Raw genomic sequence first — 23,494 nt, 5'->3', positions numbered from 1 at the left:
GGCGTCTCCTGGCGCGTGCTGCTCGAGGAACTGCAAACCGCCTACGCCCAGGCCGAGCAGGACCAGCCCATCGCGCTGCCCGCGCCGTCGATGTCCTGGCGCGCCTGGGTCCGCGCGCTGCATCAATACGCGGAATCATCGGACCGCATCGCCGAACTGGCGTGGTGGCAAACCACGCTCGACGTCCCGGCGCTGCGCGCCGGTCCGCTCTTTTCGGCACGCAGTCCGCATCCCGAGCCGCAAAAGACGCTGCTGAAAAAACTCTCGCCCGAACTGACCGCCGTTCTCCTGCGCGAAGCGCCGCGCGCGTACCGGATGCGCGTCGACGAAGTGCTGCTTGCGGCGCTGGCGCTCGCCGTCGGCGAGGCGGTCTCGCGCGACGAAGTGCTGATCGAACTCGAAGGCCACGGCCGCGAGGACGTGATCGACGGCGCGGACCTGAGCCGCACGGTCGGCTGGTTCACGACGCAATACCCGCTCGCGCTGCCGCGCGGCACGACGCCCGCCGACGCGCTGCTGCGCGTGCGCGAGCGGCTCGCGGACGTGCCGCTGCGCGGCCTCGGCTGGGGACTGCTCGCCTGCTGCGCGGACGCGGCGAGCCGCTCGACGATGCGCGCGCTGCCGGTGCCCGAGATCGGCTTCAACTACCTGGGCCGCTTCGACCAGACGTTCGACGACGCCAGCCGCTTCGGCTTCGCGAGCGAGTCGTCGGGCGACGCGATCGCGCCTCGCGCGCGGCTTCCCGATCGCGCGCTGGACATCAACGGCTGGATTGCCGGCGACTCGCTGACGTTCAACTGGGGCTACGCGCCGCAGTGCGTGCCCGATGCGCTGGCCGACAATCTCGCCGCGTCGTTCGAGCGTGCGCTCGTCGAGTTGCTCGAGCATCTGCGTGCCGCCGCGCCGCTGCCCGACGCTCCGGCGCGGTTGCGGTCCGTGCCTGAATCGCTCGAAACCTTGGCCCGGCACGATGCTGTCGCCGCAAGCTGGACCGCGCGCGCCGCCTACGAGGCAAGCCTGCCGGTGCCGCCTTCCGACGCGCTCCTGAGCTGGTTCGCGCGGCGCCGGCCGCGTGGCGCAAGCGCTTGCGCCGGTGATGCGCGGTCGCGTGCCGCGCTGTTGCCGGCCGTGCCGTTGAACGCGCTTGGGACGGCCGCCACGCTGTTCTGTCTGCATCCGGGCTACGGCATGGTCGGCGAGTATCGGACGCTCGCGCAGGCGCTCAACGGCCGCGTCAGCGTGATCGCGATACAGGCGCCCGCGGTGCGGGGCGAGTCGTGGCAAGGCGACACCTTCGAGGCGCTCGCCGCGCACTACGCGCAGTGCATCGAGACGCTTCAACCGGACGGAGACTATGCGCTGCTCGGCTGGTCGTTCGGCGGCCGGCTCGCCATCGCCATCGCGGATTATTTCGAGCGGCGCGGCAAGCGCGTGTCGTTCGTCGGCATCGTCGACACGGCGACGCATCGCGAGGACGGCCCCGAACCGGTGGCCGAAAATGCGGACACCGCGGCGCCCCAGTTGACGTTGCTCGAGCAGGCGGAGCCGTCGCTGCTTCGCCAGGCGCTCGCCGCCGACTCGCTGCACGCGGCGCTGATGGCGCGGCATACGCTGCCGCGCATCGTCGCCGATCTGCACGTGTGGCGCGCGCTGCGTATCGCCGATCCGCGACGCAGGATGGCCTGGGCGCATCACACGCTCGGACGGCTGCACGCGTTCGAGGTCGACGCGAGTCACTCCAGCATCGTCCACCATCCGGTTCTCGCTACGCAGCTCGGGGAGTTGCTCGCTCGACCCGTCGTCGACATGGCCGAACCGTTGCTGTTCAAGTCGTGACCATCGTTCATCTTCGATATCCGTTTCGGGCGCGTTCTGCGCGCGCCCGAGCGGAGCTTTCTGTCCCGTGTACCGAGCAATTCGGTCATTGAATGCGATTGATTATTGTTTACATTAATATCGCGTCTTGAGAGAATCAGCGGGCACCAAGGCTGGCGCCCGATCGCCGGCCTTGACTCGGGGATACAAGAAAGGGGAACAAGAAGAATGAAGGTTGAGCAAGCAGGGAAGCACAGTTCTCTGCAGGAGCGCGGCTTGCCGCACCTGCGTCCGATTTACGTCGCGTTGATGCTAGGTTTGGCCGGCTTCGGCGCGCACGCGCAAGAGTCGCCGGCACCCGCCTCCGGCGCTGATGCCGCGAAGGAATTGCCTGCGGTCCAGGTGCGCAGCGCCGCTGAAGATCCGCTGGGACCTGGCGTCGGTTACGTCGCGAAACGGTCGATGACCGGCACCAAGACGGATTCCGCGTTGCTCACGAATCCGCAGAGCGTGTCCGTCGTCACGCGTCAGCAGATGGACGACCAGGGCGCGCAGACTGTCGACCAGGCGTTGCGCTACTCGTCCGGCGTCTATTCGCAGGACGGCACCGACATCCGTTTCGATCAGCTCTACGGCCGCGGCTTCCCGCTCGACTCCTATCTGGACGGCCTGCATCTGTACCAGTCGCCGCGCTTCGCGACGCCGCGCATCGATCCGTATTTCATGGAGCGGATGGAAGTGCTGCATGGTCCGGCCTCGGTGCTCTACGGACAAGGCAGCCCTGGCGGCCTCGTCAACTACGTGAGCAAGCTGCCGATGGAGCAGCCCTACCACGAAGTGATGATGCAGATCGGCAACCACAACAACTATCAGTTGGGCTTCGACCTGAGCGGCCCCGTCGACAAGAACGGCACCGTGCTCTACCGGTTGACGGGCGTGGCCCGCACCGCCGAGACGCAGGTCAGCGAGATCAAGGACCAGCGGCTCGCCATCGCGCCGTCGGTCACGATTCGCCCGAACCGCGATACGACCTTCACGCTGCAAGGCAGCTTCCAGCGCGATCCGAACGGCGGCATGTTCAATCCCGTGCCGGCCGGCGCGACGCTGTTCGCCAATCCGAACGGCCAGCTCGGCCCCGACAAATACTTCGGCGATCCGGACCGCGACGGCATGCACCGCACCCAGTACTGGTTCGGTTATCAGTTCGATCACGCGATCAACGACAAGGTCAGCATCTCGCAGAACCTGCGCTACCTGCATATCGACCAGCATTACTACCAGACCTCGGTGACGAGCGCGCTCGGCGCGGACAAGCGCACGGTGTCGATGTGGGGCAACGTCGACAACGAGCACTACTCGCAGTTCCAGGTCGATACCCACGCGCAGGCCAAGGTGACGACGGGCTCCGTCCAGCACACCTTGCTGTTCGGTCTCGACTATCAGCGCTCGATGCTCGGCGACACGGAAGGCAACTCCGTCCTCGGCACGGTCGACCTGTACAACCCGAACTTCTCGTCGCTGCCCACGCAGCGGGCCAACACGCGTCTCGACTATTCGTTGAGCACGGTCGGCGTGTATGCGCAGGACGAGGCGCGCTGGCGCAACTGGGTGCTGACGTTCGGCGTTCGCGAGGACTGGACGGGCGGCAACCAGCAGACCAGATCGCTCACCACGGGAAGCAGCACGACCTACCATTCGAACGACCACGCGTTCACCTGGCGCGCCGGCCTCGCCTATGAGTTCGACAACGGCATCGCGCCGTATATCGGCTATTCGCGTTCGTTCCAGCCCGTGCTCGGCGCATCGTACTCGGGCGCCGCGTTCTCGCCGACCAGGGGCAAGCAGGTCGAAGCCGGCGTGCGCTATCAGCCGAAGTGGTTCGACGGCTTCTTCTCGCTCGCCGCGTTCAGCCTGACGCAGGACAACGTCTCCGTGACCGACCCGCAACACCTGGGCTATGCGATCCAGACCGGCCAGGTCCGCTCGCGCGGCGTCGAACTGGAAGCGCATGCGAACGTGAGCGAGAACGTGAAGCTGATCGCGTCGTACACGTTCGTCAACCAGGAGGTGACGCGGAACACGGCGTCCAGCAGCCTCGGCAAGCGGCCGACCATCGCGCCGCGCAACTCCGCGTCGTTGTGGGCGGATTACACGTTCCACCGCGGACCGCTGCGCAATTTCGGCATGGGTTCGGGCGTGCGCTACATGAGCAGCTCGGCGGGCGACGCGGCCAACACGTTCACGGTGCCGGGGCGCGTCCTCGTCGATCTCGGCGCGCATTACGACATCCAGAACTGGCGCCTGTCGCTCAACGTGAACAACCTGTTCAACCGCGAGTACATCTCGTACTGCACGACGGCGGCCGTTTGCTACTGGGGCGCGACGCGTACGGTGCTCGGGACGGCACGCTACCAATGGTGATGCGGATGAGGAAGGGCCGGGCGGATGGCACGCGGCAGGCATCGTCATGACGGCAGGCACGCGGTTTAGCAACAGGCGGCGTCTCGCGCTCGCCGGTTTGAGCACGGCGGCGCTCGCGGCATCGGGTGCTTCGTTGGCCCGCCCGGCGTTCGCCGCCGCGCCGCTCGCGGACCCGGCGGCGGGGCGCGCCGCGGCTTCGCTCGCGCGCGTCGTCGTGCTCGACTGGCCGCTGACCGAAGTCGTACTGTCGCTCGGCGTGGCGCCCGTCGGCGTGTCGCGTCCCTCGTGGTATGCGAAGCTCGACGGCGATCCGCCGCTGCCGCCTTCGGTCGTCGACACGGGCCTGCTGTACCAGCCGAACTTCGAGGTGCTGGCGGCGCTCAAGCCCGATCTCATCGTCATCACGCCGTGGCACGCGCCGCTGCGCGCCTTGCTCGAACGGATCGCGCCGACATTGACGGTGCAACTGTTCGGCCCTGGTATCGACGTCTATCCGGCGGTTCACGCCGCCACCCGCAAGCTGGCCGACACGCTCGGCCGCGGCCCCGCGGCCGATGCGCTGTTCGCGCGCGCGAACGCGCGGCTGGCCGACGCGTCCGCGCGTCTCGCGGGCTTTCGCGCGACACGGCGTCCTGTCTATCTGCTTCGCCCGATCGACGACCGGCACATCGCGGTATTCGGCAGAAACAGCCTGTTCGGCGGCGTGCTGAACGCGCTCGGAATTGACAACGCGTGGCAGGACTACGCCGATCCGCAAGGCATGACGGAAGCGGACCTCGGCGCGCTCGCGAAACATGCCGACGCGCAAGTCGTCACGATCGGCGTGCCGCCCGCCGTGGCCACGCAACTCGCGCGAAGCCCGTTGTGGCGCGCGCTGCCGTTCGTCAGGCAGAACCGCGTGCAGCACATCGGTCCGCTGCCGCCGCTCGGCGGCGTCGTCGCGTCGATGCGCTTCGCCGACCATCTCGCGCAGGCGCTGCAAGGAGTCACCGCATGAACCGCTCGACGGCGACCGTCGCCGCCACCGCCGCGCCGCGCGCCTGGCGGCTACCCGCGCTGCTGCTGATGCTGGCCGCGTGGCTCGTTTATCACACGCTGTCGGCGCGGCTGCCGGTCGCGCAATGGCCCGGCGTCGTGCTGTCGGGCGCCGACGCGACGCTGCCGCAACTGGTCGTGCGTTATGGCTGGCTGCCGCGCGTCGCGATCGCGCTGATCGCCGGCGCGGCGTTGTCGCTCGCCGGCGTCGTGTTCCAGCAGGTGCTGCGCAATCCGCTCGCGGAACCGCTCACGCTCGGCGTGTCGGCGGGCGCGTATCTCGCGCTGACGATCGCCGCGGTGGTCGCGCCCGCGCTCGTCGCCGACATGCGCTTCACGGTCGCGCTGGCCGGCGCCGCGCTGGCGATGCTCGCCACGCTGGCGATGACCTGGCGCAAGGGCTTCGCCGCCGTCTCCATCGTGCTGGCCGGCATGATCGTGAATCTGTATTGCGGCGCGCTGTCCGTGCTGCTGACGATCGTCTTCGAGCGCTCGCTCACGTCCGTGTTCATCTGGGGCGGCGGCTCGCTGGTGCAGAACGGCTGGGCGAGCGTCGTCTGGCTGCTGCCGCGCGTGCTCGCGTGCGGCGTCGCCGCGGCGCTGCTGGTGCGCCCGCTCACGCTGTTTTCGCTCGACGACGGCAGCGCGAGCCAGCTCGGCGTGTCGCTCGCATGGACGCGGCCCGTCGCGCTCGGCATCGCGGTGATCCTGAGCGCGTTCGTGGCGAGCGCGGTCGGCGTGATCGGCTTCATCGGGCTCGGCGGCCCGGTGCTCGCGCGCCTGATGGGCGCGCGCCGGCTGAAGGATCAGTTGCTGTGGGCGCCGCTCGTCGGCGCGCTCCTGCTCGCGATCGCGGACCAGGCCGTGCAGAGCTTGCCCGGCGTGCTGGGCGAGCTTCTGCCGACGGGCGCCGCGGTGGCGCTCTGCGGCGGTCCGCTGCTGCTGTGGATGCTGCGCCGCATGCATATCGAGGCGCCGCGTCCGGCGTCGGCGGAAAGCGCGCCGCCGCGCCGCGCGCTGGCCGTGCCGGCGCTGCTGCTCGGCGGTTTGCTTGTCGTCGGCGTCGTCGTATCGCTGCGCTTTTCTGTCACGCTGCACGGCTGGCAATGGACCAACGCCGCGCAATGGAACGACGTGTGGTTCTGGCGCGTGCCGCGGCTCGTCGCGTCGCTGGGCGCGGGCGTGATGGTCGCGCTCGCCGGGACGATCCTGCAACGCGTGACGGGCAATCCGATGGCCAGCCCCGATCTGCTCGGCGTGAGCGGCGGGGCGATGCTCGGCATGCTGGCCGCGGCCGTCGTCGCAAGCGCGCCTTCGACGCCCGTGTTGCTCGCGGGCTCGTCGGCGGGCGCGCTGGCGTGTCTGCTGATGATCGTCGCGCTCGGTCGCCGCAGCGGTTTCGCGCCGGACCACGTGCTGCTCGCGGGCATCGCGATCAGCGCGTTCTCGCAGGCGGTCGTCATGCTCGCGACGTCGAGCGGCGGCGCCTACGGCAACTTGCTGCGCCCGCTGCTGTACGGCTCGACCTACATGATCCTGCCCGCGACGGCGATCGCCGTCGCACTCTGCACGGTCGCCGCCGTGTTCGTCGCCGGTCTCGGCGCGCGCTGGCTGGAGATCCTGCCGCTCGGCGCGAACGTGGCGAATGCGCTCGGCGTCGGCGCGCAACGCGCGCGGCTCATGCTGCTCGTGGTGGCGGCGATCCTGACGGCGGGCGCCACGGTCGTGATCGGCCCGATGTCGTTCGTCGGGCTGATGGCGCCGCACCTCGCGCGTCTCGTCGGGTTCCCGCGCGCGCGTTCGCAGATGCTCGTCGCGGCGCTCATCGGCGGCTTGCTGATGGTGCTGTCGGACTGGCTCGGACGGAACATGATCTTTCCGCAGCAGATGCCGGCCGGCGTGATCGCGACGCTCGTCGGCGGGCCGTATCTGATGTGGCTGCTGCGCCGCCAATAATCCCCGGTCAGGTTCTTTGAGAGGTAAACCCTGGCTGACCTCGCGCAATGGTATCGCTACCATCGCATCCATTGAGAAAGTTACCGACGGCCCAAACGCTCGGGCCGGCATGGTAGCGCTACCACGGAGACGTCAGTGTCATCGAACCGCAAAACACCCGAAGAGCTTCGCAGCTATCGCTGGTATGGCGTGAACGACCTGCGTTCGTTCGGCCATCGTTCGCGCACCGCGCAAATGGGCTATCACGCGTCGGATTACATGGGCAAGCCGGTCATCGCGGTTGTCAACACGTGGAGCGAGATCAACTCGTGCCATACGCACTTCAAGCAGCGCGTGGAGGAAGTGAAGCGGGGCATCTGGCAGGCCGGCGGTTTTCCGGTCGAGATGCCGGTGATGACGCTGGCCGAGCCTTTCCAGAAACCAACCACCATGCTGTACCGCAACTTCCTCGCGATGGAAACGGAGGAACTGCTCAAGTCGTATCCGTTCGACGGCTGCGTGCTGATGGGCGGTTGCGACAAGACCACGCCCGGTTTGCTGATGGGCGCGATCAGCATGAATCTGCCGGCGATCTATCTGCCGGCGGGCCCGATGCTGCGCGGCAACTGGAACGGCCGCACGCTCGGCAGCGGGTCGGACACGTGGAAATACTGGGCCGAATTGCGCGCGGGCAAGATCACGGAAGAGGAGTGGAAGGGCATTGAAAGCGGCATCGCGCGCTCGCCCGGCCATTGCATGACGATGGGCACCGCCTCGACGATGACGAGCGCCGCCGAAGCGCTCGGCCTCACGTTGCCCGGCTTTTCGTCGATTCCCGCGGTGGACTCGCGGCATGCGCAGTTCGCGTCGCTGACCGGCCAGCGCATCGTCGAGATGGTGTGGACCGATCTCAAGCCGCTGGACATCCTGAGCGCGAAGTCCTTCGATAACGCGGTGACCACCGTGCTGGCGATGTCCGGCTCGACCAACGCGATCGTCCACCTCGTGGCGGTGGCGCGGCGCGCCGGCATCGATCTGACGACCGCGCGCTTCGACGAACTCGCGCGCATCACGCCGGTGCTCGGCAATCTGCGTCCGGCCGGCCAATATCTGATGGAAGATTTTTTCTACGCGGGTGGCCTGCGCGCGTTGCTGCTCGAACTGGGCGAACTGATCGACGGTTCGCAGTTGACGGTCAACGGCTCGACCCTCGGCGAGAACATCGCCGGCGCGGAGATTTTCAACGACGACGTGATCCGCCGACGCGGCAATCCGCTTGTCGCCAGCGACGGGCTTGCGGTCCTCACCGGCAATCTCGCGCCGGACGGCGCCGTGATCAAGCCGGCCGCCATGGAAGCGCATCTGCTCAAGCATCGCGGTCCGGCCGTCGTCTTCAAGGATTACGCGGACATGGCCGCGCGCATCGACAGCGAGGCACTGAACGTCACCGCCGATTCGGTGATCGTGCTGCAGCACGCCGGTCCCGTCGGCGCGCCCGGCATGCCCGAGTGGGGCCAGTTGCCGATTCCGCAAAAGCTGCTGAAGCAGGGCGTGCGCGACATGGTGCGGATTTCCGACGCGCGCATGAGCGGCACCAGCTACGGCGCCTGCGTGCTGCACGTCGCGCCGGAGTCGTTTGTCGGCGGCCCGCTCGCGCTGGTGAAGGACGGCGACCTGATCGAACTGGACGTGCCCGCGCGCCGTCTGCATCTCGACGTCAGCGACACGGAACTCGGCGCGCGCAAGGCCGCGTGGCAAGCGCCGAAGCTTCCGTTCGAGCGCGGCTTCGGCGTGATGCATCAATTGCACGTCACGCAGGCGAACAAGGGCTGCGACTTCGATTTCCTCGAAGAGCCGCTGAACCAGGCCGTGCAACAGCAGAATCAAACACCAGTCACGCCGGGCGGCCAAGCGCCGGACGGCGCGCCGCTCACGCCGCGCAGCGAGCCCGAGATCCACTAACTCAACCAGAGCCCTGTCATGACCGCATCCGAAATCAGCGTCAGCGAAGCGACACTCGAACAACTCCGCCACGTCAGCACGGCGACGCTGACCACGCAACTCTTCAAGCGCGGCCTGCGCAATGTCTTTCTGCAAGGCGTCGCGCCGCTCGTCAAACCCGTGCCGGGCGCACCCAATGTCGTCGGTCCGGCGTTCACGCTGCGCAATATTCCGGCGCGCGAGGACCTCGATCACGTGGGCGTGTTCCAGGACCCGGACCATCCGCAGCGTAAAGCCGTCGAGACGGCGCCGCCTGGCAGCGTGCTGGTGCAGGACTGCCGCGGCGAGCGCGCGGTCGCATCGGTCGGCTCGATCCTCGCGCTGCGTCTCGCGAAACGCCGCGTGGCCGGCATGGTGTCGGACGGTCCCGTGCGCGACAGCGGCACGATCGCGGAACTGGGCTTGCCGATCTGGTGCGCCGGCGCGAGCGCGCCGCTGAATCTGGCGAAACACCATGCGGTCGATATGAACGTGCCGATCGCGTGCGGCGGCGTGCCGGTCTATCCGGGCGACATCGTCGTCGCCGATGTCGACGGCGTCGTGATCGTGCCGCGCGAGATGGCGGAAGAGGTCGCGCGCGACGCCGCCGAGCAGGAACAGCTCGAAGCGTTCATCACGCAGCGTATCGAGGAAGGCCGTCCGTTGCGCGGCACCTATCCGCCGAACGAGGAAACCCTGGCGGCTTACGCGCAGTGGCGCGCACAAAAACAATAATGCGCTGAAGCGGTTTCGATCCATCGCACACCCACAGCTCGCGCATTCGACGCGAGCGCAGGAGACACCGTGACCATCACCACACCAGGTACGACACCAGCGACGCCCCCCGCGATCGACGAATCGCGTCTGATCAACCGCCTCGCCCTGCGCCTGATGCCGCTGCTCGGGCTGCTCTATCTGGTCGCCTACATCGACCGCTCGAATATCAGTTTCGCCAAGCTGCAGATGCTCGGCAGCCTCGGTTTGTCCGAGGTCGCTTATGGGCTGGGCGCGTCGCTGTTCTTCATCGGCTATCTGATTTTCGAAGTGCCGAGCAACGTGCTGCTGCACAAGTACGGCGCGCCGCGCTGGATAGCGCGCATCATGTTCACGTGGGGCGTGGTCACGGTGCTGCTTGCTTTCACGCAGAACGCGACGACGTTCTACGTGCTGCGTTTCCTGCTCGGCGCATCGGAAGCGGGCTTGTATCCCGGCGTGATCTATTACCTGACCTTGTGGTTTCCGTCACGGCACCGCGTGCGCATGCTCGGCTATTTCACGCTCGGCAGCAGTCTCGGCAACATGCTCGGCGCGCCGATCTGCGGGTGGCTGCTCGACAAGGGCGGACTCGCCGGTCTGGAGGGCTGGCAACTGGTGTTCATCGTGACCGGGCTGCCGTCGATTCTGCTGACCGTCGTCGTGTTGTTCCTGCTGCCCGCGTCGCCGAAACAGGCGCGCTTCCTGTCCGCCGACGAGAAAAGCTGGCTCACGCACACGCTCGACGCCGAACGCGCGCGGATTCAGTCCAGCGTCGGCGCGCATTCGTCGTTGCTGCGCGTGCTCACCGAGCCGCGCGTGATCGGCATGGCGCTCTACTACATGATGCTGTCGATGTCCGTCTACGGCGTGAGCTACTGGCTGCCGACGCTGGTGAAAGGCTTCGGCGTCAGCAATACGACGAACGGTTTGCTCAACATCGTTCCGTGGCTGATGGCGACGCTCGTGCTGGCGTGGCTGCCCTCGAAGCTGCGCGGCGGCAATCGCGCGCTTGTCGCGATGCTGGTGGCCGCCTTGCTCGGCGTCGCGTGTTTTCTCAGCGCCGTGTTCCTGCCGACCAACACGCTGCGTTTCATCGCGCTGTGTTTCGGTGCGCCGTGCATGTATTTGCTGCTACCTTGTTTCTGGACGCTGCCGCCGAAGTTCCTCGTCGGCGCGCGTGCCGCGGCGGGCATTGCGGCGATCAATTCGCTCGGCAACATCGGCGGATTCATCGCGCAGAATCTGGTGCCGTGGGTCCGTCAAACCTCCGGCAGCGTGAAGGCGCCGATGCTGATTCCGGCGACCTGTCTGCTGATTTTCGCCACCGTCACGTTGCTGCTCCTGCGTCGCGAGCGGGGCGCTCGCGTCGCGTCGAGCCGCGTGCCGGTGACCGAATGAAGCGCCATTGGCGCGCGAACCGCCGGTGTTCCGGCCGCGCTCGTGACGAGGCCCGGACTACAATGAGCGCGATACGTTACTTCCCTGACTGAACCATGCCGAATGACGAGCCGAGCGCCGCCGCGAGCCCCGAGGCGCCGGAAGCGGCCGCGCCCGCGAGGCGCATGCGCGGCGGCCCCAAAGGCTTGCGCATCACCGACGTCGCCGCGCTGGCGGGCGTCGCGCCGATCACGGTGTCGCGCGTATTCAATAGCCCCGAGACGGTCGCGCCGGAAACGCTCGAACGCGTGCGGCAAGTCGTGCAGAAGCTCGGCTATGTGCCCAATCGTCTCGCAGGCGGCCTGTCGTCGTCACGCTCGCGCTTGATCGCGGCGATCGTGCCGACCATCGCGCATTCGCTTTTCTCCGAAACGGTCCAGGTGTTCAGCGAGACCATGTCGCGCGCCGGTTATCAGGTGCTGCTGGCATTGAGCGGCTACAGCGATTCGAACGAAGAGACGCTGCTCGACGCGGTGCTGAGCCGCCGCCCGGAAGGCGTGCTGCTCACCGGCGTCGCGCACACGGAATCCTTGCGTGAGCGCTTGCGCAACGTCGGCATGCCGATCGTCGAAACGTGGGACATGACCGCGACGCCGATCGACATGCTGGTGGGCTTTTCGCATCATCAAATCGGCGCGGCGGTGGCCGAGCATTTTCTACGGCGCAAGGTGCGCGCGCCGGGTCTCGTGTCCGCGAACGACGACCGCGCGCTCGCGCGCCGCGACGGCTTTCGCGAGCGGCTCGCGCAGGCGGGCATCCGCGAGATCGCCGAGGTGCTCGTCGCGCCGCCGAGTTCGGTGGCCGTCGGCAAGGCCGCGTTGCCGACGCTGATCGAGCAGGCGCCCGCTCTCGACGCGGTGTTCTGCGGCTCCGACCTGCTCGCGATCGGCGTGCTCGGCGCGGCCAAACGCATGGGCCTCGCCGTGCCGTCGCAGTTGGCGATCTGCGGTTTCGGCGACCTCGAGTTCGCGACGGAAACCACGCCGCAACTGACCACCGTGCGCGTCGACGGCACGCGCATCGGCCTGAGCGCCGCGCGCTGCCTGCTGGACCGGCTGGCCGGCATCGACAAGGCGAGGGTGACCGACGTGGGTTTTCATCTCGTCGAGCGTGAGACGGGCTGATGCCGGGCCTGGTTAGTTAACGGATCGTTTATTTCCGGCCCGGAAAAATCCTTAAAAAACATGGCTGGAATCGCGTAAACCCCCTTAAAGCGCGCCTCGCGAAAAGCCGTAAACACCGGCAGAGGCGACAGATATCGGACCGGATATCCAGGCCGCTCGCCATGCGGGCGCGCACGCCTCGTCGACATGAATCGTTCCGGCAGTCAGCCGGCGGGTTCATCGGTATGAATTCCAGAGGCAGCAGGCCAAGCGTGGTGACTATGATCAAACTTTCAAATTTCCGGTTGACGACCCGGATCACGGCCGGCTTCGCGGTCATGGTGACGCTGGTGATCGCGGTGGGCGCCGTTGCCATCTGGGCCATGCGCAGTTCGGTCGACGTTCACGCATCGCCGGAATTGCGCGCGTGGATCGACAGGATGGTGTGGTCCGTGGGCGCCGCGTCGGCGGTCGCGGCGGCGATCGGCATCGTGCTGGGCTGGGCGATCCGGCGCAGCATCAAATTGCCGGTGGAGCGCGTCGTGGCGTCGGTCGGACGCATTGCCGGCGGTGATCTGGCGAGCAAGATCGAATCGCATGGCCGCGACGAAATCGCGTGGCTGAACTACGAGCTCAATCAGATGCGCAAGCAACTGCAGACGACCATCTCGAACGTGCGGCAGTCGGCGGAGATGGTCGCGCAGGCATCGAGCGAAATCGCGTCCGGCAACAACGACCTCAGCGTGCGCACCGAACAGCAGGCGATCAGCCTGCAGCGCACGTCGCATTCGATGGACTCGCTCACCAATACCGTCAAGCACAACGCCGACCACGCGCACGAAGCCAACCGCCTGGCGGCGAAGGCCAGCGACGTCGCGGTCAAGGGCGGCCAGGTGATGAACGAAGTCGTCACGACGATGAGCGAGATCAACGGCAGCGCGAGCAAGATCGTCGACATCATCGGCGTGATCGACAGCATCGCGTTTCAGACCAACATCCTCGCGCTGAACGCGGCGGTGGAAGCCGCCCGCGCGGGCGAGCAGGGACGAGGCTTCGCGGTGGTGGCGACCGAGGTGCGCGGACTCGCGCAGCGCAGCGCGGCAGCCGCCAAGGAAATCAAGGCGCTGATCAGCCAGTCGGTGACGAAAGTGGAAACCGGCGTGCGGCTCGTCGACGTGGCCGGCAGCACGATGGACGAAATTCTCAAAAGCGTCGAGCAGGTCACGCACATCATGGGCGAGATCAGCACGGCCAGCGCCGATCAACGCGCCGGCATCGAGCAGGTTCACGAGGCCATCGCGCAGATCGACAGCGTCACCCAGCAGAACGCGGCGCTAGTGGAGCAGGCATCCGCGGCGGCGGGCTCGTTGCAGGAACAGTCGCAGACGCTCGCCAACGCCGTGAAGATCTTCAATGTCGTGAAGCGTTGATTCGAGAGCGGGCGTCGTCATGCATCGAGGAACGGGAAACCGCCCAATGCGCCGCTCAATGCGCCGCGCAATGCGGTTTCCGACGCTGATGGTGATTAGACGCGAATCGAAAATGGCGGGCGTCACCCGTCTTCGCCAAGAAAGAAAAACGTAATAAACAACCCGCGGGTGGCGCAGCACCCCGCGGTGTTCGTCTCCTCCCGGCCACGCCCATCTTGTCTCGTGGTCTCAGCACCCGCCAGAAACGCCCCTCCCGCGACGCTTCGCAATTTTCGACGGTCGAGCACTCAAGATTCCCAAATCGTGGCCGACATATCGTATGAAGATTGGCGCGCGCCCGCGTACGCAAAGGTTTGCGAGGGCTCTACGTCTGCCAGGTTCAAGTGGCGATGGTCGTGAAGCGACGTGCCGCCTCGAGAAAGGCAGGCGCGCCGAGCGGTGTGGTTGCCTGACGCACAGCGCGTGGTCGCCCGCTTCACGACAGCTTTTTACTGCGGCGTTGATACACAGGAATTGCAAAACATGAAGATTTCCAACTTGCGAATCGGGGTTCGTCTCGGTTCCGCGTTCGCCCTGGTCGTGGCGCTATTGATCGGCACCGCCGTGGTGGGCATCCGCCACCTCGACTCCAGCAACGCGAAAATGGATCAGATCGTCAGCGAGCGCTATACGCTGATCGCGCTGAGCAACACGATCAAGGGTAACGGCTACAAGGCGAACGGGATTCTCAGCAATCTGCTGCTGGCCACTTCGCCCGATGAAGCGGCGAAGTACATGAGCGACTACACGGCGATCCGCAAGCTCAACGCGGACGCCTACGCGCAACTCGAAAAGCATCTGCTGAACGAGCAGAGCAAGGCGCTCTTCAAGGAACAGTTCGATGCGCGCGCCGCGTACGGCGTGAGCGTCAGGAAATTCTTCGAACTGGTCAAGACGGATCAGCAGCAGGCGCGCGCGCTCTATCAGGGCGACATGGCGCGCTTGCAGGACAGCTACTACGTGCTGGTCGACAAGATGGTCGACTATCAGGCCGCGCAAATGGAGCGCGATGTCGCCGACGCCGTCGGCGAAGCGCACTACGCGAAGATCCAGATGATCGTGCTCGCCTTCTGCGCGGCATTGATCGCGATTGCCACGGGCCTGTTCATTACCCGCACCATCACGCGGCCGATCAATCGCGCGGTGAGTCTCGCGGAAGCGGTCGCGAGCGGCAACCTCACGCATCGTCTGGAAGTGGACACGACCGACGAAGTCGGCCGGCTGCTGACCGCGTTGAAACGCATGATCGAAAACCTGCATGGCATCGTCGCGCAGGTACGGCAGGGCACGGACACGATCACTCACGCGTCGCGCGAGGTGGCGAGCGGCAACATGGACCTGTCGAGCCGCACCGAACACCAGGCGAGCTCGCTCGAAGAAACCGCGGCCGCGATGGAGCAGTTGACCTCCACGGTGAAACAGAACGCGGATAACGCGCGCGAAGCCAACCAGCTTGCGTCGAACGCGTCGATGGTCGCTTCGAGAGGCGGCGAGGCGGTCAATCAGGTCGTCAGCACGATGAACGCGATCAATGTCTCGTCGCGCAAGATCGTCGACATCATCGGCGTGATCGACGGCATCGCATTCCAGACCAACATTCTCGCGCTGAACGCGGCGGTGGAAGCCGCGCGCGCCGGCGAGCACGGCCGCGGCTTCGCGGTGGTGGCGAGCGAAGTGCGCGGTCTCGCGCAGCGCAGCGCGGTCGCCGCGAAGGAGATCAAGGAGCTGATCGCCGACTCCGTCAATCAGGTCGGCACCGGCGGCAAGATGGTCGAGGAAGCCGGGCAGATCATCGGCCAGGTGGTGCAGAGCATCAAGCACGTGACCGACATCGTGGCTGAAATCAGTTCGTCGAGCCAGGAGCAGAGCGAAGGCATCGAGCAGATCAACCAGGCCGTCACGCAGATGGACAAGGTCACGCAGGAAAACGCCGCGCTCGTCGAGCAAAGCGCCGCGGCGGCCCAGGCGCTGCAGGATCAGGCACGCCAGCTCACGGAAACGGTCAGCGCATTCACGCTGCACGGCGACGTGTCGCAGGAACAGCGCGGCAGCGTGCGCGAAACGCACGCGCGCCACACCGGCGACATGAGCGCGCAAGGTGCCTGGGTGGCCGCCTAGCCGCCCCGCATCTATCGACCCGACAACAAGAGGTGAAGCAGCAAACGGACGGAGACACGAGCCTGCCGACAGGCCGGCTCGATGAAACAAAACGCGGCATGCAATGCAAGCCCGTACCGCATTGCGTTGCTTCCTGTCTCGCCGTCTGCCGCCAGATCGTGGCACATCGTCGTACTGCCGTTGCAGGGGCCACGCTCGCGCATCGGAATGCGGACTGCGAGATCCGATTGACGGTTTCTCCCCGGATGCCTAATCAACATGTCACACGCCTACTCCGAGCCGATTACCCTTTCTCGCCAGCCCTTTAGCGCACCTCTCGAGCCGGCTGCCCATGCGCCGACGACAGCGGGCTCCCTGCGGATCAAGCATTTCATCGAGGCGTACCGCCTGCATGGTCATCGTCAGGCGCAGCTCGACCCGCTGCATCTGACGCCGCTGCCCGAGGTGCCGCAGTTGCAGCCGCAGTTTCACGGCCTCGAGCCGACGCAGCAGATCGCCGCCGATAACGCATTGCTGCCGCCATCGGCCACCGTGCACGAACTGGAACGGCAACTGCGGCACGTCTACTGCGGGGCGATCGGGCTCGACGTGACGGGCATCCGCGACGAGGCGCCGCGCGCCTGGTTATGCGCGCGCCTGAAGTCAGCGCAACTCGCGCCGCTGCCGGCCCACGATCAGCGGCACAAGGTGTTGCAGCGCCTGCTGGCCGCGGAAATGTGGGAGCGCCACGTCGCCGCGCGTTTCGAGCATGCGAAGCGTTTTTCGCTGGAAGGTTGCGAGAGCCTGATACCGCTGATCGAAGCCATCGTCGAGCAGGCCGGCCAGCATGGCGTGCGGCAGATTTTCGCCGGCATGCCGCATCGCGGCCGGCTGAACATGCTCGTCAACGTGATGGGTTTCGATCCCGCGCAAATCGTGGACTGCCTCGACCAGCAATCGCGGTTCTCGGCGCTTCAGCGCGACCTGCCGTATCACTTCGGCGGCGCGGTGGTGAAGGAGACGCCGGACGGCGACGTGGCGCTCGTGCTTGCGCACAATCCCTCGCATCTGCAGAGCGTTCATCCCGTGGTCAGCGGCATGGCGCGCGCTTACCAGGACGAGCATCCCGACATCCGCTGCCTGCCTCTCGTCATGCACGGCGACGCGGCATTCGCCGGCCAGGGCATCGTGATGGAGACGCTCAACCTCACGCGCAAGGAGGGCTATGCGCTGGGCGGCACGATCCACGTGATCGTGAACAATCAGATCGGCTTCACGACGCCGAACCGGATGGACGTCGAAGCGAATGCGTACTGCACCGACATCGCGCGGATGATCGACGCGCCCGTGATCCGCGTCAACGCGGATCACCCCGACGCGGTCGTGCGGGCCGCGAAAATCGCCTTCGAATACCGGATGAAATACGGTGCGGATGTCGTCATCGACCTGATCGGCTACCGGCGTCTCGGTCACTCGGAGCATGACGTGCCCGCCATCACGCAGCCGTTTCAGCAAGCGACGATCGCCTCGCACCCGACGGTCACCGAGATGTATCACGCGGCGCTCGTGGACGAGACGCCGCTTGCGGAATTGCGCGCCCAGGCGCTGAAGCATCTGCAAACGCGTGCCAAGCCCACGCCGACGCCGAGGCCACACCGCGCGGTCACGGCAAGGCCCGGCCGGCCGTTGTCGCTCGCGCGCTTGCAGTCGCTGACGGCGGCGCTGACGCGCACGCCGGCGGGCTTGCAGGTGCACGATTTCGTCCGCGGCCTGATCGCGAAATGGCGGGCGGCGGTGGCCGACGAACGCCAAACGGTCGACTGGTGTTTCGCCGAGAATCTCGCCTATGCGAGCCTGCTCGACGACGGCGGCAGCGTGCGGATTTCGGGCATGGACGTCGGCCGCGGCACGTTCATGCATCGGCATGCCGTATGGCATTCGCAGACCGACACGGCGGATCCGGGCGAGCGCTACGTGCCGCTGCAAAACATCGGGGCGCATCAAGGGGACTTCGACATCGTCAACTCGCCGCTCACCGAGGAAGCCGTGCTCGGCTTCGAATACGGCTACAGCGTGCAGTCGACGACACGGCTCACGATCTGGGAAGCGCAGTTCGGCGACTTCGTGAACGGCGCGCAGGTCTTCATCGATCAGTACATCGCGGCGGGCCATGACAAATGGGGCTATCCGTCCGCGCTGACGCTGCTCTTGCCGCACGGTCACGAAGGCTTCGGCCCCGAGCATTCGAGCGCCTACCTCGGGCGTTTCCTGCAACTGTGCGCCGACGGCAACATGAAGGTCGTGATGCCTTCCACGTCGTCGCAGTGGTTTCACATGCTGCGCGAGCAGGCGCTGAGCGACGATCCCAAACCGCTCGTCGTGATGTCGCCGAAAGGGCAACTGCACGGCAATCCGCGTTCGCACGCCGCGCTGGACGAATTGAACGGCGGCTCGTTCGCGCCGTTGCTGCGCGATGCCGGGATCGCGTCGGCGGATGCGGTGAGCCGCGTCGTACTGTGCAGCGGCAAGTTCTTTTACGACTTGCAGGCCGCGCGCGACGCGTCCGGCGATAGGCGCACGGCGCTGATCCGCATCGAACAGTTGTATCCGTTCCCGACGCGGGAACTCGCGGATGCGCTGGCCGGATTCCCGAACGTCGCGGAAGTGGTCTGGGCCCAGGAAGAGGAAAAGAACCACGGCGCGTGGCACTTCGTGCGGGACGAGATCGACGAAGCGATGCCGGCGCGTTGCCGGCTCGGCAATGTGTGCAGGAACGCGACGGCATCGGGCGCGCATTCGTCGATGCAGGCTCACTTGCAGGAGCAGCAACGGTTGGTGGCGCAGGCTTTGGCGCGGACGTAGCGATTCGTCGGCAGGGCGGGGCGGCGGCGTGGCGGTGGGTTGCGCGCGCCGCTGCCGCGCTCGCTTCGAGAAGGCTTCTTGGGATCGGGAACGTGGCGTTACGCGTTGGTCCGAGCTGGATAAGCGGGCTATGATCACGCTTCCATTTCACCAACCCATCGACATTCCTGATGAATGATTCCGATCGACTGATTTCGCATGTTTCGCACGATAGCCGTCCCGACCTCTCGCACGAACACACCGTCGAGACCGCGAAAGCGCGGCTGCGCGCCGGCGCCGATCTTCCCGGCGCGACGATCGAGCAGCAGGTCGCGCTCGTCGATCAGTTGTCCGCGTTCGAGCTTGGCCGCTTCCTGCTCGCCAATCGCGGACTCGATGCGTACTGGACGCACCGCCTCGTGACCTATGAGCCGGGCACCTTGCAGCGTGGCGCGGTGTCCGAACTCGAATATCGGGTCTTCGAGGAGATGCCGGCCGTGCTTGCCACGCGCGAGCGCTTCGGGCTGTTTCGTCGCGAAGTGCAGGCGCGGCTCAAGCCCGGTTTCGTGCTTGCATCGGTGCCGTGCGGATTGATGGGCGATTTGCTGCTGCTCGATTACACCGCGTGTGCCGATGTCAGGCTGGTCGGCGTCGATCTCGATCAGCGGGCTCTGGACGGCGCGCGTGCGCTCGCGGCCGAGCGTGGGTTGACCGAGCGGCTGTCGCTTCGCCAGGCCGACGCATGGGCGATGGATCTGAATGCCGAGGCGGACGTGCTGACGAGCAACGGCCTCAATATCTACGAGCCCGACGATGAGCGCGTGGTCGCGCTCTATCGCAAGTTCCTCGATGCGTTGAAACCGGGCGGGCAATTGGTGACGAGCTTTCTGACGCCGCCGCCGGTGCTGTCGCCCGAGTCGCCGTGGGATATGAGCGCGGTGTCCACGGCTGCGCTCGCGCTTCAGCATGTGCTGTTCGTGCGGGTGATCGAGGCGAAGTGGAGTGCTTTCCGTACCCACGCGCAAACGCGCGAGCAACTCGAGCGCGCGGGCTTCACGGACATCACGTTCGTCGACGATCGCGCCCGCATGTTTCCGACTGTCGTGGCGCGCAAGCCGGACTGAAAGATGTCGGCGTCGGGGTAGTCGAAACTGGCGGGCCCGCGCGTTGCTGACCTATGTGTTGGCACATGATCTGACGGAGGCCGAGCGATGAACCCCGACGACGATCTGGACAGCGACGATCTCGACGACGAGCTTGATCGGACCGGCGAAGTCGCCAACAGAAGCAACGGCAAGACCGGCACCAACACCGAGGCGGAGCCCGATCGCGGCAAGGCGCGCACATCGAGTCCCAATGCGCAACTGCGTCGCGAGAACGTCGCAGCCGATGAGCCCGGCCGACGCGATTCGGATCCGCGGCAAGCGGGAATTCGCAAGGGCAGCGGGCCTGCGCACCCGTCATAGACGATACCGTTCGCGCCGCCGCCGCGCTGTCGCAGTGACAAGGCAGTGACACGGCAACGAGGCAGCGCAGTGATAGAAAATTCTTGCGCGCTGCGAAGAGGCGTGCGTATAATTTCGTTCTTCGCTGCTGGGCGCTTCGGCGCAGGTTCAAGAAGCTGTTTTATGAGCCAGATATGCTGAAGCCGAGTAGCCAGGTGAAGTCGTTCTGAAGCTTGGAACTTGTAGCAAAAAAGACTTCACAAACAGTTGCGACGTAGTTAAAATAGCGGACTTCGCAGTTGATGAAACGAATAACTAGCAAGTTATCGTGAGTTGGCAGCGAGTCAGACATGATTTGAAAAGATTATGTCCCCTTCGTCTAGAGGCCTAGGACATCACCCTTTCACGGTGAGTACAGGGGTTCGAATCCCCTAGGGGACGCCAAACATCAGCGTCGCTTTAGTGTTCGAAGTAACACAGTAAAGCAATGCGGCTTGCAGAGAAATAACCGACGCTCGCAAGCTAGGGTGTAAAGACTGGAGTGGTAGTTCAGTCGGTTAGAATACCGGCCTGTCACGCCGGGGGTCGCGGGTTCGAGTCCCGTCCACTCCGCCAGACAAAGCCCGTTCATGCAAACTTGAACGGGCTTTTTCATTAAAGGTGTAAGCAGTACGTTGTCCCCTTCGTCTAGAGGCCTAGGACATCACCCTTTCACGGTGAGTACAGGGGTTCGAATCCCCTAGGGGACGCCAAGTCATCGGCGTCGTTCGGTTGGAAATCTGAACGGTGCGGAAATCTGGAGCGGTAGTTCAGTTGGTTAGAATACCGGCCTGTCACGCCGGGGGTCGCGGGTTCGAGTCCCGTCCGCTCCGCCAGATTCAGGAAAGCCCACTTCGCAAGAAGTGGGCTTTTTTTATTTCCGCTGCCTGGCCTGGGTATGCTCGGGACAAACAGCCATTGCCAGCGCGCGCGGCCTGTTTTACCGTTGACCCGACTCCTCTTCGTCGTTCCGCCATGTTCGATCCCACCGAAGCTCCGTCGCCGTTTCATTTGCGCCAGGCCAGCATCGACGATTTCGAGTTCGCCGAGGCGCTGACGCGCAACAACATGGGCGGCTACTATCGCCGTCATCATCTTGTCTGGCGTGGCGATCTGTTTCTGGGCAGTTGGCGCGAATCGGAGAATTTCATTCTCGAAGTGGACGGTACGCCGATCGGCGTGCTGCGCATCACGCAAGAAGGCGATTCGCTGCATATCCGCGACGTGCAGATCGCCGAAGGGCATCGGCGGCTCGGTGCCGGCACCTATCTGCTCGATATGTCACATCAATGGGCGCGCGAGCGAGGCTTGCGCGAGTTGCAGCTGCGCGTGTTCGTCGACAATCCCGCTGCGCGGCTCTATCAGCGCAAGGGCTACAAGCTGACCGGGCCGCGTCTCGCGCAACTCGGCGCCATCCGTCATCTGGCGCGGCGGGTTTAAGGCAGATGATTCCACGCCTGTGCTCAGCGGCCGAAACCGTTTGACGCATCCGCGCGGTCTTGCGCGGCCTCGTCGTCTTCTTCCGCTTCGTCGTGCTCGCCATTTTTCAAGCGATGCTCCGAGCCACGCTCGATGAACGCGCGCGGACTCGCGCCGAACGCGCGCCGGAACATCGCCGAAAACGCGCTCTGGCTTTGGTAGCCCAACTCCAGCGCGACATGCGAGAGCGGCCGCCCCTGGCTCAGCAGCGGAATCGCCCGCGCCAGGATCGCCTGCTGACGCCACTGCGAAAAGCTCACGCCGAGTTCCTGGCGAAACAGCCGCGCAATCGTGCGCGTACTCGCGCCCACGCTGGACGCCCAATACTCGAGCGATTCGCCATGAGTCGGGTCTGCGATCACCGCCTCGCACAGCGCACGCAGACGCTTTTCGTTGGGCATCGGCACGGAAAGCGGCAGCGGCTCCGAACGCGTCAGCTCGTCCAGAGCGAGGGCGCCGAGCAACTGCTCGCGCGTTGCCGAAATATCGGGCGCGTCGAGCGCGGCAATCACTTCACGCAGCAGATTCGACACTTCCACCACGCGCGGCGTGTCGAGCCCGGCCGGCACCGTGCTGTCGGTGATATAGAGCGTGCGCAAGAAGGCGTCTTCGACGGCGACGACTTCATGGGTCACGTGCGGCGGCACCCAGATGGCCCGCGAGGGCGGCACCATCCATGTCGTGCCGGTCGTCGCGACCCGCAGCACGCCGCGCGACGCATAGGCCACCTGTGCCCACGCATGCGTATGACGCGCGAAGCGCGAGCCCGCGGGCATCAGCCGCGAGCGCACGCGGATCGGATGCGTTGGCGTCGGCTGGAATTCGGGCGGAATGTCGGCGAAGTGCACGAGGCTCGACGGACCAGAGTCGGCGGACGAAGTCATGACAAAGATCGATCCAGATGACGAAACTCAAGAAGCGCGAAACCAGCAAGCGCGACACCCATCGAAGCGTGAGCGCATGAAAACCCGGAACCGTGCGAGCTTCTCATTGTAGGTGTTGCTCGCGGCCCGCCGTTGCATAATGTGCCGATTGCATGGGTCGCCGCCCAACGCAAACCACCCGAACACCATTCAAGGAGAGCACACGACGATGCAGACTGTCTTCGTATACGGCACGTTGCGGGCCGGTGAAGTGAACGACATCCGCGCCGCCGCCGCGCGTAACGACATTGCCGAGCCGAATCTGCTCGGCAGCGCCACGGTCCGCGGCCATCTGTTCGACTTTGGTTTGTATCCCGGCCTCGTCGTCGACGAAGCGGGCGTGGAGGTCAAGGGCGACGTCTACGAAATCGACGATGAGCTCATCGCCGTGCTCGACGAAATCGAAGCGGTCTATCCCGGTGTGGAAGAGCGTTTCGTCGCGCGCGACGTGATGGTGAAAGTGGACGGCAACGTGGTGAACTGCCGCTTCTATCCGGTCGCGCCCAATGCGGTGAAGGGGCTTCCCGAAATCAGATCGGGTGATTGGGTCGAGTACCGCAACACGCGATAGCGCGGGCGCACGACGCGTGCATGGCAAGTTAAAAAAACGGCCCGACAGGCATGCGCCTGGCGGGCCGTCGGCGGGTCGGTCTTGCGGCTCAAGCCGCTTTCATGTCGTACCCGATGGCGAAAGCGGGCTTACTGCCGAGCTTCGAGAG

General features: G+C 65.7%; 16 protein-coding genes and 4 tRNA genes. 19 read left to right on the top strand and 1 reads right to left on the bottom strand.

Features of this window, described 5'->3' with window-relative positions; translation table 11 throughout:
• The 18 genes from ACTJLC_RS11700 to ACTJLC_RS11615 form a co-directional block, all read left to right on the top strand.
• Positions 1-1,836: condensation domain-containing protein (locus ACTJLC_RS11700; RefSeq protein WP_440844027.1), on the top strand; the 1,836-nt coding region annotated here is incomplete at its 5' end.
• 207 nt (positions 1,837-2,043) lie between these two features.
• Positions 2,044-4,236 carry a TonB-dependent siderophore receptor gene (locus ACTJLC_RS11695; protein WP_310316938.1) on the top strand — a complete coding sequence of 731 codons (2,193 nt, stop codon included), beginning with the start codon at positions 2,044-2,046 and terminating at the stop codon, positions 4,234-4,236.
• Positions 4,237-4,282: 46 nt separating this feature from the next.
• A complete protein-coding gene (locus ACTJLC_RS11690) occupies positions 4,283-5,233 on the top strand; it encodes an iron-siderophore ABC transporter substrate-binding protein (protein WP_440844025.1) in 951 nt (316 codons plus the stop codon).
• Positions 5,230-7,227: a Fe(3+)-hydroxamate ABC transporter permease FhuB gene (gene fhuB / locus ACTJLC_RS11685; protein WP_440844023.1), complete on the top strand. Its 1,998-nt coding sequence runs from the start codon at positions 5,230-5,232 to the stop codon at positions 7,225-7,227. The genes ACTJLC_RS11690 and fhuB overlap by 4 nt, the downstream gene beginning before the upstream one ends.
• Before the next feature lie 135 nt (positions 7,228-7,362).
• Positions 7,363-9,168, top strand: a complete 1,806-nt coding sequence (gene araD, locus ACTJLC_RS11680; protein WP_440844021.1) for an L-arabinonate dehydratase — start codon at positions 7,363-7,365, stop codon at positions 9,166-9,168.
• Between the two features lie 18 nt (positions 9,169-9,186).
• Entirely contained in the window at positions 9,187-9,921 is a 735-nt protein-coding gene (locus ACTJLC_RS11675) for a ribonuclease activity regulator RraA (protein WP_073427941.1), read from the top strand.
• 156 nt (positions 9,922-10,077) lie between these two features.
• Positions 10,078-11,340, top strand: a complete 1,263-nt coding sequence (locus ACTJLC_RS11670; protein ID WP_374709859.1) for an MFS transporter — start codon at positions 10,078-10,080, stop codon at positions 11,338-11,340.
• A gap of 95 nt (positions 11,341-11,435) precedes the next feature.
• Complete coding sequence (locus ACTJLC_RS11665) at positions 11,436-12,503, top strand: LacI family DNA-binding transcriptional regulator (protein WP_073427942.1); 1,068 nt, start codon at positions 11,436-11,438, stop codon at positions 12,501-12,503.
• A gap of 260 nt (positions 12,504-12,763) precedes the next feature.
• Positions 12,764-13,912, top strand: coding sequence for a methyl-accepting chemotaxis protein (locus ACTJLC_RS11660; RefSeq protein WP_073427943.1), 1,149 nt, complete (start codon positions 12,764-12,766; stop codon positions 13,910-13,912).
• A gap of 522 nt (positions 13,913-14,434) precedes the next feature.
• Positions 14,435-16,069: a methyl-accepting chemotaxis protein gene (locus ACTJLC_RS11655; RefSeq protein ID WP_073427944.1), complete on the top strand. Its 1,635-nt coding sequence runs from the start codon at positions 14,435-14,437 to the stop codon at positions 16,067-16,069.
• A gap of 258 nt (positions 16,070-16,327) precedes the next feature.
• Positions 16,328-18,910 (top strand): 2-oxoglutarate dehydrogenase E1 component, encoded by a 2,583-nt coding sequence (locus ACTJLC_RS11650; protein WP_440844018.1) that lies wholly within the window; start codon positions 16,328-16,330, stop codon positions 18,908-18,910.
• Positions 18,911-19,080: 170 nt separating this feature from the next.
• On the top strand, positions 19,081-20,013 hold the full coding sequence (locus ACTJLC_RS11645; RefSeq protein WP_073427946.1) for an SAM-dependent methyltransferase: 933 nt from the start codon (positions 19,081-19,083) through the stop codon (positions 20,011-20,013).
• Between the two features lie 87 nt (positions 20,014-20,100).
• Positions 20,101-20,355, top strand: a complete 255-nt coding sequence (locus ACTJLC_RS11640) for a hypothetical protein (protein ID WP_073427947.1) — start codon at positions 20,101-20,103, stop codon at positions 20,353-20,355.
• A 347-nt stretch (positions 20,356-20,702) separates the two neighbouring features.
• Positions 20,703-20,778, top strand: a tRNA-Glu gene (locus ACTJLC_RS11635).
• A 94-nt stretch (positions 20,779-20,872) separates the two neighbouring features.
• Positions 20,873-20,949: transfer RNA gene (locus ACTJLC_RS11630), tRNA-Asp, on the top strand.
• A 61-nt stretch (positions 20,950-21,010) separates the two neighbouring features.
• A tRNA-Glu gene (locus ACTJLC_RS11625) sits at positions 21,011-21,086 on the top strand.
• A gap of 46 nt (positions 21,087-21,132) precedes the next feature.
• Positions 21,133-21,209 (top strand) — tRNA-Asp (locus tag ACTJLC_RS11620).
• Between the two features lie 139 nt (positions 21,210-21,348).
• Entirely contained in the window at positions 21,349-21,813 is a 465-nt protein-coding gene (locus ACTJLC_RS11615; RefSeq protein ID WP_073427948.1) for a GNAT family N-acetyltransferase, read from the top strand.
• Positions 21,814-21,836: 23 nt separating this feature from the next.
• Here ACTJLC_RS11615 and ACTJLC_RS11610 read toward each other — a convergent pair whose 3' ends face one another.
• Complete coding sequence (locus ACTJLC_RS11610) at positions 21,837-22,736, bottom strand: AraC family transcriptional regulator (RefSeq protein WP_073427949.1); 900 nt, start codon at positions 22,734-22,736, stop codon at positions 21,837-21,839.
• Between the two features lie 208 nt (positions 22,737-22,944).
• On the opposite strand from ACTJLC_RS11610, the gene ACTJLC_RS11605 reads away from it, so the two are divergent.
• Positions 22,945-23,346 carry a gamma-glutamylcyclotransferase family protein gene (locus tag ACTJLC_RS11605; RefSeq protein ID WP_073427950.1) on the top strand — a complete coding sequence of 134 codons (402 nt, stop codon included), beginning with the start codon at positions 22,945-22,947 and terminating at the stop codon, positions 23,344-23,346.
• Positions 23,347-23,494 lie beyond the last annotated feature (148 nt).

The organism is Paraburkholderia sp. 22099, from assembly GCF_052045835.1.
GTDB lineage: Bacteria > Pseudomonadota > Gammaproteobacteria > Burkholderiales > Burkholderiaceae > Paraburkholderia > Paraburkholderia terricola.
Note: the sequence above shows the minus strand (reverse complement) of the source record. Positions and strands in the feature narration are given on the sequence as shown.